Raw genomic sequence first — 11,902 nt, 5'->3', positions numbered from 1 at the left:
CGTGGTCAAGCAGATCATCATCGCCTCGCTCCACGGCCATCCGCAGCCGCTGGTGATCGAGGCCGCGCGATCGGGCATCGCGCACAAGAACCAGCCGGGCTTCGCCGAAGTCTTCGACGGCCTGCGCGGCAAGTAAGACGACGGACCGACGATCATGGCCGCACGCGCACCCCATGGCACCAACCAGCCACCCAAGATCATCGTCAAGAAGATCTATATCGAAGGGCATGGCGGCCATCATGGCGGCGCCTGGAAGGTGGCCTATGCCGATTTCGTGACCGCGATGATGGCGTTCTTCCTGCTGCTCTGGCTGCTCGGCGCGACCACCGAGAAGCAGCGCAAAGGCATCGCCGATTACTTCGCGCCGACGCTGATCGATACGCATGCGGTCGGCATGGGCGGGTCCGGCGTGCTCGGTGGCGAATCGATCATGAGCAACAACAAGACCGGGCCGCGCGCCGCGGCGGCGCGGATCGCCTCGGTCGGCCTACCCTCGCCACCCGCCGACGGGCCGATGGACGGCACCGGCAAGAAGGGCTCGCTCCGCAGCAGCACCGCGATGGCGGCCGAGGACAAGAAGAATTTCGAGAGCATCCGCCGCCAGCTCAGTCGCGAGATCGCGACCTCGGCCAAGCTCGCGCGGCTCGCCAGCCATGTCCGCTTCGTGCCGACGCATGACGGCTTGCGGATCGATCTGGTCGACGACGCGGACTATTCGATGTTCGCGCTCGGCACCACGACGCTCGCGCCGGAGGCCGCCGACCTGATCGGGCTGATCGCCGGATCGGTCCAGGGTATGAGGAACGCGCTGATGATCCGCGGTCACACCGACAGCGTTCCCTATGGCGATCCGCGCGCGATGAACAACTGGATGCTGTCGTCGGGCCGCGCCGAAGCGACCCGCCGTCGCCTGGCCCAGGGGGGCCTGCCCGAGGTCCGGTTCGAACGCATCGAGGGCGTCGCCGACCGCGAACCGATGATCGAGGGCAATCGCCTCGACCCCCGCAATCGCCGCGTCGCGATCACGCTGCTGTACCAACGCGGTAGCGGCGCGATGACGAGCAAGGCTGGGCGCGAGTAGGGCTTCCGATATCCATCGTTCCCCGGCGTAGGCCCGGGTCCAGTTTCGATGGTTTAGCGCGGACAGGTCAGCCCATCGTGACCAGCGACTTTCGACCTGTGCTCCGGCCTTCGCTGGGGAACGGCTTGGCGAGATCGCTTCCCGAATGCGGCAGCCTACTCCCCAAGGAAAAGGCCCGTTCGCCACAAGACGAACGAGCCGTTTCTCAACGCCGCGAAACTGCGCCGCCGGTTATTCCGGCGCGTCGGTCTTGCGCTTGCGGCCGGCGGGGGCTGCTTCGGGCTTGCGGGCGCCGGGCTTGCGACCGAGGCCGATCTTCTTGGCCATCGCACGGCGGCTTTCCGAATAGGTCTCGGCGACCATCGGATAGTCGGCCTTCAAGCCGTAGCGCTCGCGATATTCGACCGGGGTCATGCCGTGGGTCGCGAGATGGCGACGCAGCGTCTTGTACGGCTTGCCGTCGATCATCGAGATGATGTGATCCTTGGACGCTAGCGACTTCCGCACCGACACGGCGGGCGTGTATTCGGTCGCGGCGGGCGCATCGGCGGCGGGTGCGCTCGACCCGAGCAGCGCCGACACGGTGTCGTGCATCTTGCCGAGGAACGCCGGAACGTCTTCGGCCGAACTGCGAGTGTTGGGATTACCCAACCAAGCAATGGTCAGCTCCGTTGCCAGCTCAACGGCATTCATATCGGTATTGTCGTCAGTCATCGTTCGCTCCTTTGACTGAATACAGCCCTAGACCGCTTCGGACTATCGTCAAGCCCCTCCTGCCGCAAATCTGCATGCAACGCCCGTTTAATCAGAACCGGCAGATGATTGCGGGGACCAACAAGAATAGACACATGTTGCGATGATGAACGGCAATGATGCGACGAGCTTCCTGTATTTGGCGGATATTGTGTCGTGATATGCCGAACCGAACCTTGACCTTATATGGCCGTCGAGAGTCGATTTCACGACCGCGGCGGGTGACGGATCCCAAATTGCGACGGTTGTCGGTTGCAGCGCTGCGGCTGCTGGCGCTGTCGCCGGCCCCCCGGTAGAGCGTCGTCGATGGCGAGGATCGACAGACGGAGCATCTTGGTGGGCGGGGGCGCCGGCCTCGGGCTCGTCGTCGCCTGGGCGCTGTGGCCGCGCAGCTACCGTGAGACGCTGGTCGCCCAGCCGGACGAGAGGGTGTTGGGCGCCTGGTTGAAGATCGGGCTGGACGGGCACGTCACCGTCGCGGTGCCGCAGCTCGAACATGGCCAAGGGGTCTATACGTCGCTGCCGCAGATCGTCGCCGACGAACTCGGTGCCGATTGGCGTACGGTCGGGGTCGAGCCCGCGCCACTGAGCCCGCTCTACGCCAATCCGCTGGCGCTCGACGAGCTGTTCGACGGCGCCTTCGCCGGCCTTCCCGCAGGGGTACGGGCGACGCTCGCCGAGCGATCGGCGCTGATGCTGACCGGCGGATCGACCTCGATCCGGATGTTCGAGGATGCGTGCCGCACCGCAGGCGCCGCCGCTCGCGCGCTGCTGTGCCAGGCGGCGGCGGCGCGATGGGACGTGGCGTGGACCGATTGCGCGGTTGGCAAGGGCTTTGTCACCAATGCCGGCAAGCGCATCCGCTTCGCCAACCTCGCCGACAGCGCCGCGGCGCTCGACATGCCCGATCCCTTTCCGATCGGGGTACAGGGCGCGGGCTCGCTGATCGGCCGGTCGGTGCCGCGGCTCGATACGCCGGCGAAGGTCGACGGCTCCGCCAATTTCGCGGGCGACATCCGCCTGCCCGACATGGTCCACGCCGCGATCCGCCAGGCGCCGATCGGCGGGCGGCTGATCGCGGTCGATCGCGCCGCCGCGGACCGTGTCTTCGGGGTCCTACAGATCGTCGAGCAACCCGGCTGGGTGGCCGCGATCGCCACGACCTGGTGGGCGGCCGCCAAGGCGCTCGACGCGATGCGTCCGCGCTTCGCGACACCGGTCGACCGGCTGATCGACAGCGCCGGCATCGACCGCGCCCTCGCTGCAGCGCTCGAATCGCCCGGCGCGCGGATCGCGTCGGCAGGTGACCTGGCCGCGGTCTTCGGCGGCGCGCAGGTCGTCACCGCCGACTATGAGGTTGCGCCAGCCGCGCATGCCGCGGTGGAAACCATGAGCGCCACCGCCGCCTATCGCGGCGGTCGGCTCGAGCTATGGATGCCGACGGCCGCCCCCGGTCTCGCGCGCGACGCTGCGGCGCGCGCCAGCGGCATCGCGCCGAGCGACGTCATCGTTCACCCGATGCTCGCCGGCGGTTCGTTCGGCGCCAATCTGGAAGCCGAGGCGGGCGCACAGGCGGCGGTGCTCGCGGTGACGCTGAAGCGCCCGGTGGCGCTGGTCTGGTCGCGCGGCGAGGATTCGCTCCACGACCGCATCCGGCCCCCCGCCCGCGCGCGGATGGCGGCGCGGCTCGGCAGCAGCGGCGCGATCCTCGGCTGGAGCGCGAAGATCGCCGCGCCCGCGACAGGACGCGAGCTCGCCGACCGGATCATGCCCGGTGCGCTGTCGGCGGCGGCGGGGATCGCCACCAGCGGCGATCGCTATGCGGTCGCCGGCGCGCTGCCGGCCTATCGGGTCCCGGCCTATGCGATCGATCATCACCATGCGGAGATCGGCCTGCCGACCGGGCATCTGCGCGGCGGGGCGCATGGCTACACCGCCTTCTTTACCGAATGCTTCATCGACGAACTCGCACAGGCGGCGTCGGCCGAGCCGCTCTCCTACCGGATCGGCATGCTCGGCGGGCAGGTCAGGCTCGCGCGGTGCCTCTCGACCGCGGCGGCGCTGGGCGGATGGGATGGCGGGGTGCGGGGCAGCGCGCAGGGCATCGCCTGCCACGCGTTTCGCGGCAGCTACATCGCGGTGCTGGCGGAGGCGCAGGTCGGCGACGGCGGACGCATGAAGGTCGACCGGCTGGTCGCCGCGGTCGATTGCGGGCGAATGATCAACCCCGACCTGGTCCGCCAGCAGATCGAGGGCGGGCTGTTGTTCGGCATGGCCGCCGCACTCGGCGCCTCGACCGCAGTCGCGCGCAACCTGCCGACCACGCGCGGATTCGCGGGACTCGACCTGCCGCTGCTCGATGACACGCCCGACATCACGGTCGAGTTCCTCCGCAGCGATGACGCACCCGGCGGAGTCGGCGATCTCGGCGTTCCCGCGGTCGCGCCCGCGATCGCCAACGCGCTGCAATCCGCGACCGGGCGGCGGATCAGGCGATTGCCGCTGCGGGTCGGTTGAGGCGCCGCCGATCATCGCCTAGGCCGGGACGATGATCCCGCCTGCAAACCATCCGCCCATCGTACCGCCGCGCATCGGCGTGCTGCTGATCAACCTCGGCACCCCCGACGGTCCCGATGCCCGATCGGTCAAACGCTATCTTGGCGAATTCCTGTCCGACCGCCGAGTGGTCGAGCTTCCCGCGATCGCGTGGCAGCCGATCCTGCGCGGGATCATCCTCAACACTCGCCCCAAGAAATCGGCGCACGCGTACGGCCTGGTCTGGCGCGAGGACGGCTCGCCGCTCGCTGCGATCACCCGCGCGCAGAGCGAGGCGCTGCAAGGCGCGTTCGGCGCGGGCGTCACGGTCGACTGGGCGATGCGCTACGGCAATCCGTCGATCCCCGATCGGCTCGCGGCGATGAAGGCAGCAGGATGCGACCGCATCCTGCTGGCGCCGCTTTATCCGCAATATTGCGCGGCGACGACAGCGACCGCCAACGACAAGGCCTTCGCGGTGCTCGCCGGAATGCGCTGGCAGCCCGCGATCCGGACGCTGCCGCCTTACCACGACGACGCCGGCTATATCGACGCGCTGAAGACTTCGCTCGAGGCCGGCCTCGCGACGCTCGATTTCGAACCCGATGCGATCGTCGCCAGCTTCCACGGCATGCCCAAGCGGACGCTGCAGCTGGGCGACCCCTATCATTGCCACTGCCAGAAGACCGCCCGACTGCTCGGCGAGGCGATGGGCCGCGATCTGGTGATCGCCTTCCAGTCGCGCTTCGGCCCCGCGAAGTGGCTCGGCCCCGCGACCGACGAGACGCTGGAAGAGCTGGCGCGCAGCGGCAAGAAGAAGGTCGTGGTGATCGCGCCCGGCTTCTCCGCCGACTGCCTCGAAACGCTGGAGGAGCTCGCGATTCGCGGGCGCGAATCGTTCGTCGACGCGGGCGGCATCGACTTCGCTTACCTGCCTTGCCTCAACGACAGCGAACCGGGAATGACGATGTTGAGACGATTGCTCGCACGCGAGCTTGAAGGCTGGGTGCGCTCCGCCTAGCCTGCGGCAAAACGACGTCAGGAGAGTATGCATGGCACGGGTCGCAATCGTTACGGGTGGTACACGCGGGATCGGCGAGGCGATCAGCCTGGCGCTGCACGAGGCCGGCATGACCGTCGCCGCCAATTATGCCGGCAACGACGAACGCGCCAAGGCCTTCACCGATCGCACCGGCATTCGTGCCTTCAAATGGGACGTCGCCGATTACGACGCGTGCCAGGCGGGGTGCGTGCAGGTCGCTGCAGAGCTCGGGCCGATCGACGTGGTCGTCAACAACGCGGGCATCACCCGCGACGGCACCATCATGAAGCTGACCTACGAAGCGTGGAAGGAAGTGATCGACACCAATCTGGGCGGCTGCTTCAACATGGCGAAGGCGACCTTCCCCGGCATGCGCGAGCGCAAATGGGGGCGGATCGTCAATATCGGATCGATCAACGGCCAGGCCGGGCAATATGGACAGGTCAATTACGCCGCCGCGAAATCGGGCATCCACGGCTTCACCAAGGCTTTGGCGCAGGAAGGCGCAAAGACCGGCGTCACCGTGAACGCGATCGCGCCGGGCTATATCGACACCGACATGGTTGCCGCGGTGCCCGCCGACGTACTGGAGAAGATCGTCGCCAAGATTCCGGTCGGCCGCCTTGGCCAGGCCTCGGAAATCGCCCGCGGCGTCGCGTTCCTGTGTTCGGAAGAGGCGGGTTTCGTGACCGGGTCGACGCTGAGCATCAACGGCGGGCAGCACATGTACTGACGGGCGCAGGCGCGTCTACGCGCCGGTGCGCAGCAGCGCCCGGCACGGCCGGCGGGCGGCCCAGCCGACCCGACCGACGGCGGCTTAGCCGTCGTCGCGTCTGTGATGTAAGACTAGACAGCCTCCGCGTTCGCAAGGTCGGCAATCAATCAGCCACCATGGCGAAGCCGCGGTCTCGTCGGACGGTCGTGCCGACCGCCGGCCGGTCCGCTTCGGTGCAGCGGCTTCGCCGCTCTCCGCAAACGGACGAAAAGGAGGGCCGGCCCTTTCGGACCGACCCTCCACCCTCGATACGCAACGTGAGGGATACTCAACTGCCGCCGATCAGCGGCAGTATCCGCGATTACCCGACTTATCGATCGCCCGGCCGGCGAGTGCGCCGCCGGCGCCGCCGATCACCGTGCCGAGAAGCTTGTCACCACGACCTGCGACGGTGTTGCCGAGCAGGCCACCCGCGATCGCGCCGATTACCGTGCCGCCGTCGCCGTTACTGCAGCCGCGGTTACGGTTGCTGCGGTTGTAGCGGCGGTCGTCATAGCCACGCCGATCGTCGTAGCGGCGATTGTCGTAGCCGCGACGTTCGTAGCTGCGCTCGTAACGGTCGCCGTAATAGCCGCCGCGCTGGGCGAGCGACGGGGTCGCGGGGACGATGGCGGCGGCGCCCATGGCGAGAGCGGCACCGGCGAGGGACAGTTTCTTGAACATCGGTCTTCTCCCTTGGAAAATCCGGGTGGCGCTGGTTCCGAAGAACCCGGCGATCACCGTCGATGGAGAGCTTTTGCCCGAGTCGCATTGAGCCGACCCTGAATGCGCTCGTTATCGTTGGTTCATGCTGTCGCCCGCGGCGATCCACCTTATGAGGCGGCGTGCGAATCCTCTTCGTCATCCTGTGCGTGCTGCTGATCGTGCCCGGCTGGACCGGCGAGGAGCGCATCGCCTCCTATCCCGCTCGCGTTGCGGTGAGCACGTCGCCCGCCCGGCTCGATCCGCACGATCCCGGCCGCGTCCGCGTCGGTGCCATGACCTTCCTCGGCGGGATCAGCCTGTCGAGCCGGGTACGCGGGTTCGGCGGCTTCTCGGCGATCGCGGTTGCGGGCGATCGGTTCACCCTGCTCAGCGACAGCGGCAACCTGCTGCGGTTCCGGTTGGGACGCGACTGGCGTCTCCATGATGTGGTCGGCGCAGATCTGCCGGCGGGCCCAGGCACCGGTTGGGACAAGCGGGAGCGCGACAGCGAATCGCTTATCGTCGATCCCGCGCGCGACAAGCTGTGGGTCGGATTCGAGCGCGCCAACCAAATTTGGCGCTACTCCGCCGACCTCGCCCATACCGACGGCCGAGTCGCGCCCCCCGCGATGCGGGGCTGGCCGTCGAACGGCGGTGCCGAAGCCATGGCGATGCTGCCCGACGGACGCTTCGTCGCGATCAGCGAGGAGGCGCGGGTGCCACGCCGATCGTGGTCGGGTAGCGCCGCCGCCAGGAAGAACAGTCGTGAAGGCTTGATCTTCGCGCGCGATCCGCTCGAGGGGATCGTACCGCGGCGCTTCACCTACATGGTGCATCGCGACTTCGATGTGGCCGACGCGGTGGCGCTACCCGGCGGCGACCTGCTCGTGCTGGAGCGCCGCTTCACGCTGCCGTTCCGGTTCACGACGATCGTCACGCGGGTCGCCGCCGCGGACCTGCGCAGCGGCGCGGTGGCACGACCGACGATCGTCGCCACGCTCGCGGCGCCGCTCATCCACGACAATTTCGAAGGTATCGCGGTCACCCGCGAGGGTTCGTCGACGATCCTCTGGCTAGTGTCGGACGACAACCAGTCCCTGCTCGAGCGCAGCCTGCTGCTGAAGTTTCGCCTGGAGCGGAGACCATAGAAACGCCGACGGCTCGCCGCCCCGGATGGAGCGGCGAGCCGAACGATCCGCAGTCGAACCGCTTATGCGGCGGCGACCGTGCGCTTCTTCACGATGTCGCGCTTCAGGCGGCGGCAGCGCAGCGACAGCTTGTCGTCGCTGGTCTTCACCAGCCAATTGTCGAGACCGCCATTATGCTCGACCGAACGCAGGCCGTGGGTCGAGACCCGCAAGCGAACGCTCGTCTCGAGCGAATCGGAGATCAGCGTCACGTTCTGCAAGTTCGGCAGAAACGCCCGCTTGGTCTTGTTGTTGGCGTGGGAAACATTGTGACCCACCTGCCGGCCCTTGCCGGTCAGCTCGCAAATGCGCGACATGCGTTTTATCCTGAGTTTCGGTTGCCCGGAAAGTGGGCGCCGATAACGACTGACCTGCCCGCCGTCAACCTTTCGGTCGAGCTTCGGGCCGAGCTGTGCGTCGACGGGGCCGGTGCAACCGCGTAGCACCGGCGGCGTTGTTACGATCACGAATCGGTTTCGCAAAGGGGATAAACATCATGCGCTCGCTTCTCGCCCTGCTCGGGGTCGCGGCACTTGTCGTGGTCGCGCTCATGTATTTCGGCCTGATCAACATCGATCAGACCAGTCCCGGCGTCGTCCAGGCGCCGACCTTCAAGGCCGATGTCGCACGCGTATCGGTCGGTCGCGAAGACAAGACGGTGTCGGTCCCGACCGTCAACGTCGAACGCCCGGGCAACGCCCAATAGACTTTACCGCCCGCACCCGCCGGGGCAGGGCGAGGCATGTTCGCGCTGCCCCCTCCCATGCGCGCCGCCCTCGACGCGGCGCGTGACGCCGCTGCGGCGGGCGAGGTGCCGGTCGGCGCAGTGATCGTCTTGGCGGGACGGATCGTCGCCCAGGCGGGCAATGCGCCCCGCCGTCTCGCCGATCCCACCGCCCACGCCGAGATGCGCGTGATCCGCGAGGCGGCGGCGACGCTGGGGCGCGATCGGCTGGAGGATTGCGACCTGTGGGTGACGCTCGAGCCCTGCGCGATGTGCGCCGGCGCGATCGCGCATGCCCGGATCGCCCGCGTCTACTATGGCGCGCCCGATCCCAAGGGCGGCGCGGTCGAACACGGCCCGCGCTTCTTCGCGCAACCGACCTGCCACCACCGCCCGGAAGTCTATCCCGGAATCGGCGAAGGCGAGGCGGCTGGCCTGTTGCGCGATTTCTTTGCTGGGCGGCGTTAGCGTGACGTCAGACTTATACCGTTCGTCCCGAGTAGCCGTCGAGTAGCCCGCAGGGCGTATCGAGATGGCGTATCGAACGACAGGTTGGTACGCGGAACCTGTACCTCAATACGGGCTCTCGATACGCTCCTCGCAGGAGCTACTCGATCCCTACTCGGCACGAACGATTGAAGTCGATGTCACATTCTCAGCCGCGCCGTTAGCTACGCATGTCGTTCTGCGTGATCGGGACGATCTTCACCTCGACGCGGCGGTTGGCGGCGCGGCCGGCATCGGTGTCGTTCGACGCGATCGGCTGGGTCTCGCCATAGCCGCGGGTGCCGATCCGCGCGGTCTGGACCCCGCGGCTCGACAGATAATCCGCGACCGCGGTGGCGCGTCGGTCCGACAGGGTCTGGTTGTAGCTGTCGCTCCCGGTCGAATCGGTATGGCCGTACACGTCGATATAGGTCTGGTTGTACTGCGACAGCGTGCTCGCGACCTGGTCCAGCGTGCGCTGGAACTGCGGCTGCACGTCGGCGCTATCATAGGCGAAGGTGATGCCCGACGGGATGTTGAGCACGAGGTTGTCGCCCTCTCGCGTCACCTGCACGTCGGTGCCTGCGGTGCGCGCGCGAAGCTCGCGCTCCTGCTTGTCCATATAGGCGCCGATTCCGGCGCCGGCGAGCCCACCGATCCCCGCGCCGAGGATCTTCTCGGTCCGGTCGCGACGACCGCCGACGAGATCGCCGAGCAGGTAACCGCCAAGCGCACCGCCGATGCCGCCGAGCGCAGTCTTGGAGATGCGGCGCTGACCGGTCTCCGGATCGGTGGTGCAGGCCGACGTCGTGACCAGCGCGCCGAGCGCGGCTGCGGCCAGGATCCTGGATTTCAACATCATCAAAAACTCTCCCTTTGCTACTGGCGGATCAAACCCGCGCTGGCGGCGGGTTGTTCCGCCTCCGCACTGAACCGGGGATGAGCGGTGCGACCCGGATTCGCGCAGGTTAGCGACTGAGTTGTTGTCGCGGCGGTCGTTGTGCGGCAAAGCGGGCGCGCGCCGATGGCACCGCTTCCCCCCTTCCCCTGGATCGACGTCCTGATCATCCTCGCGTTGGTCGCGCTCAACGGCGTGTTCGCGATGAGCGAACTGGCGATCGTGTCGTCGCGCAAGGCGCGGCTGGAGGCGATGGCGCGGACCGGGCGCAAGGGCGCGAGCGCGGCGATCCTGCTCGCCGCCGATCCCGGCAAGTTCCTGTCGACGGTCCAGATCGGGATCACGTTGATCGGCATCGTCGCGGGCGCCTATTCGGGGTCCAGCCTCGGCATGCCCACCGCGCTGCGACTGGAAGCCGCGGGGCTGGCGCCGGAAACCGCGCGATCGATCGGGTTCGCGGTGGTGATCGGGCTGACGACCTACGCGTCGCTGATCATCGGCGAACTCGTCCCCAAGCAGTTCGCGCTGCGCAAGCCGGAGGCGATCGCGGCTTTGGTCGCCCGGCCGATGCAGTGGCTCGCGATCGGCACCGCGCCGCTCGGCTGGCTGCTCGACCGCACCAGCGCGCTCATCTTCAAGCTGCTCCGCCTCGATCGCGAGACCCAGGAACACGTCACCGCGGAAGAACTCCACCTGATCGTCGCGGAGGCGTCGAAATCGGGCGTGATCGAGGAACATGAGCGCACGATCATCTCGGGCGTGGTGCGGCTCGCCGACCGCCCCGTCCGCGAGGTCATGACCCCGCGCACCGAGGTCGATTGGCTCGATTGCTCGCTCGACGCCGACGGCATCCGCGACAAATTGCTGGCGACACCGCACACCCGCCTGCCGGTCGCCGACGGATCGGTCGACGCGGTAATCGGCGTGGTCCAGTCGCGCGACATCGCTGCGGCGCTGTTCCGTGGCCAGGCGCTCGACCTGCGCGCGTTGATGCGTAAGGCTCCGGTGGTGATCGACCAGATCGACGCGATGGACGCGCTGATCGCGCTTCGCGAAGCCGAGGTGCCGATGGCGCTAATCCATGACGAATACGGCCATTTCGAAGGCATCGTCACCCCCGCCGACCTGCTCGCCGCAATCGCCGGCGAGTTCGCGTCGGACACCGATCCCGACGACGCCCCCTCGGTGGTGGTGCGCGAGGACGGATCGCTGCTCGTCGCGGGGACGATGGCCGCCGACACCCTCGCCGAACGCCTCGGCATCGACCTGCCCGAAGACCGCGACTACGCCACCGTCGCCGGCCTCGCCTTGGCCGCGTTCCGGCATCTGCCCGGCGAGGGCGAGAGCTTCACCGAACAGGGCTGGCGCTTCGAGGTCGTCGATCTCGACGGCCGCCGCATCGACAAGCTGCTGGTCAGCGAGACCTGAGCGAGCACGCCTCGAGCGCACCCTAGCCTGATCGTTCTCCCGCGTTCCTTCGAGCGTGATGGCATCTACTTCACCCGTTCGTGCCGAGTAGAGATCGAGTAGCTCCTGCAAGGAGCGTATCGAGAGCTCGTATCGAGGTACAGGTTCCGCGCACCAACCTGTCCTTCGATACGTCATCTCGACACGCCCTGCGGGCTACTCGATGGCTACTCGGGACGAACGGACTTGTTTAGGCTGACGTCATCATGCTCCTGAGAAGTCCTTCCAGTCGTCCGCGGATGCCGGCGTCAGTGCGGCGACCGCGGCGGC

12 protein-coding genes and 1 pseudogene are annotated in these 11,902 nt (G+C 67.7%); 9 read left to right on the top strand and 4 right to left on the bottom strand.

Annotation, left to right across the window (positions count from 1 at the left end):
* Positions 1-136: pseudogene (locus tag ACFE77_RS14570) on the top strand (flagellar motor stator protein MotA); the annotation flags it as partial.
* Between the two features lie 18 nt (positions 137-154).
* Complete coding sequence (locus ACFE77_RS14565; RefSeq protein WP_375422371.1) at positions 155-1,081, top strand: flagellar motor protein MotB; 927 nt, start codon at positions 155-157, stop codon at positions 1,079-1,081.
* Positions 1,082-1,312: 231 nt separating this feature from the next.
* Here ACFE77_RS14565 and ACFE77_RS14560 read toward each other — a convergent pair whose 3' ends face one another.
* Entirely contained in the window at positions 1,313-1,795 is a 483-nt protein-coding gene (locus ACFE77_RS14560) for a MucR family transcriptional regulator (RefSeq protein ID WP_375422370.1), read from the bottom strand.
* A 345-nt stretch (positions 1,796-2,140) separates the two neighbouring features.
* Between ACFE77_RS14560 and ACFE77_RS14555 the strand changes: the two genes are divergently transcribed.
* Genes ACFE77_RS14555 through phbB form a run of 3 tightly spaced genes read left to right on the top strand, consistent with a single transcriptional unit; the run spans position 2,141 to position 6,144 of the window.
* Positions 2,141-4,351, top strand: coding sequence for a molybdopterin cofactor-binding domain-containing protein (locus ACFE77_RS14555; protein ID WP_375422369.1), 2,211 nt, complete (start codon positions 2,141-2,143; stop codon positions 4,349-4,351).
* Positions 4,352-4,382: 31 nt separating this feature from the next.
* On the top strand, positions 4,383-5,390 hold the full coding sequence (hemH, locus tag ACFE77_RS14550; RefSeq protein ID WP_375422368.1) for a ferrochelatase: 1,008 nt from the start codon (positions 4,383-4,385) through the stop codon (positions 5,388-5,390).
* A gap of 31 nt (positions 5,391-5,421) precedes the next feature.
* Positions 5,422-6,144: an acetoacetyl-CoA reductase gene (phbB, locus tag ACFE77_RS14545; protein WP_375422367.1), complete on the top strand. Its 723-nt coding sequence runs from the start codon at positions 5,422-5,424 to the stop codon at positions 6,142-6,144.
* Positions 6,145-6,468: 324 nt separating this feature from the next.
* Here the strand turns inward: phbB and ACFE77_RS14540 are convergent, their stop codons facing one another.
* A complete protein-coding gene (locus tag ACFE77_RS14540) occupies positions 6,469-6,849 on the bottom strand; it encodes a glycine zipper 2TM domain-containing protein (RefSeq protein ID WP_375422366.1) in 381 nt (126 codons plus the stop codon).
* A 161-nt stretch (positions 6,850-7,010) separates the two neighbouring features.
* Between ACFE77_RS14540 and ACFE77_RS14535 the strand changes: the two genes are divergently transcribed.
* Positions 7,011-8,018, top strand: a complete 1,008-nt coding sequence (locus ACFE77_RS14535; RefSeq protein ID WP_375422365.1) for an esterase-like activity of phytase family protein — start codon at positions 7,011-7,013, stop codon at positions 8,016-8,018.
* Positions 8,019-8,080: 62 nt separating this feature from the next.
* On the opposite strand, the gene rpmB is transcribed toward ACFE77_RS14535, so the two are convergent.
* Positions 8,081-8,374 carry a 50S ribosomal protein L28 gene (gene rpmB, locus ACFE77_RS14530; RefSeq protein WP_375422364.1) on the bottom strand — a complete coding sequence of 98 codons (294 nt, stop codon included), beginning with the start codon at positions 8,372-8,374 and terminating at the stop codon, positions 8,081-8,083.
* 179 nt (positions 8,375-8,553) lie between these two features.
* Between rpmB and ACFE77_RS14525 the strand changes: the two genes are divergently transcribed.
* Positions 8,554-8,763: a hypothetical protein gene (locus tag ACFE77_RS14525; protein ID WP_375422363.1), complete on the top strand. Its 210-nt coding sequence runs from the start codon at positions 8,554-8,556 to the stop codon at positions 8,761-8,763.
* 57 nt (positions 8,764-8,820) lie between these two features.
* A complete protein-coding gene (locus ACFE77_RS14520; RefSeq protein ID WP_375422372.1) occupies positions 8,821-9,249 on the top strand; it encodes a nucleoside deaminase in 429 nt (142 codons plus the stop codon).
* A 199-nt stretch (positions 9,250-9,448) separates the two neighbouring features.
* On the opposite strand, the gene ACFE77_RS14515 is transcribed toward ACFE77_RS14520, so the two are convergent.
* On the bottom strand, positions 9,449-10,129 hold the full coding sequence (locus ACFE77_RS14515; protein ID WP_375422362.1) for an OmpA family protein: 681 nt from the start codon (positions 10,127-10,129) through the stop codon (positions 9,449-9,451).
* A 162-nt stretch (positions 10,130-10,291) separates the two neighbouring features.
* Between ACFE77_RS14515 and ACFE77_RS14510 the strand changes: the two genes are divergently transcribed.
* Entirely contained in the window at positions 10,292-11,593 is a 1,302-nt protein-coding gene (locus ACFE77_RS14510; protein ID WP_375422361.1) for a hemolysin family protein, read from the top strand.
* Positions 11,594-11,902 lie beyond the last annotated feature (309 nt).

This window comes from uncultured Sphingomonas sp. (assembly GCF_964243315.1).
GTDB lineage: Bacteria > Pseudomonadota > Alphaproteobacteria > Sphingomonadales > Sphingomonadaceae > Sphingomonas.
This window is presented reverse-complemented; position numbering and strand designations above follow the sequence as displayed.

Coding starts and splice junctions, on each gene's coding strand:
- ACFE77_RS14510 (WP_375422361.1), top strand. CDS start 10,292: ATGGCACCGCTTCCCCCCTTCCCCTGGATCGACGTCCTGATCATCCTC.
- ACFE77_RS14515 (WP_375422362.1), bottom strand. CDS start 10,129: ATGATGTTGAAATCCAGGATCCTGGCCGCAGCCGCGCTCGGCGCGCTG.
- ACFE77_RS14560 (WP_375422370.1), bottom strand. CDS start 1,795: ATGACTGACGACAATACCGATATGAATGCCGTTGAGCTGGCAACGGAG.
- ACFE77_RS14520 (WP_375422372.1), top strand. CDS start 8,821: ATGCGCGCCGCCCTCGACGCGGCGCGTGACGCCGCTGCGGCGGGCGAG.
- hemH (WP_375422368.1), top strand. CDS start 4,383: ATGATCCCGCCTGCAAACCATCCGCCCATCGTACCGCCGCGCATCGGC.
- ACFE77_RS14525 (WP_375422363.1), top strand. CDS start 8,554: ATGCGCTCGCTTCTCGCCCTGCTCGGGGTCGCGGCACTTGTCGTGGTC.
- rpmB (WP_375422364.1), bottom strand. CDS start 8,374: ATGTCGCGCATTTGCGAGCTGACCGGCAAGGGCCGGCAGGTGGGTCAC.
- ACFE77_RS14540 (WP_375422366.1), bottom strand. CDS start 6,849: ATGTTCAAGAAACTGTCCCTCGCCGGTGCCGCTCTCGCCATGGGCGCC.
- ACFE77_RS14555 (WP_375422369.1), top strand. CDS start 2,141: ATGGCGAGGATCGACAGACGGAGCATCTTGGTGGGCGGGGGCGCCGGC.
- ACFE77_RS14565 (WP_375422371.1), top strand. CDS start 155: ATGGCCGCACGCGCACCCCATGGCACCAACCAGCCACCCAAGATCATC.
- phbB (WP_375422367.1), top strand. CDS start 5,422: ATGGCACGGGTCGCAATCGTTACGGGTGGTACACGCGGGATCGGCGAG.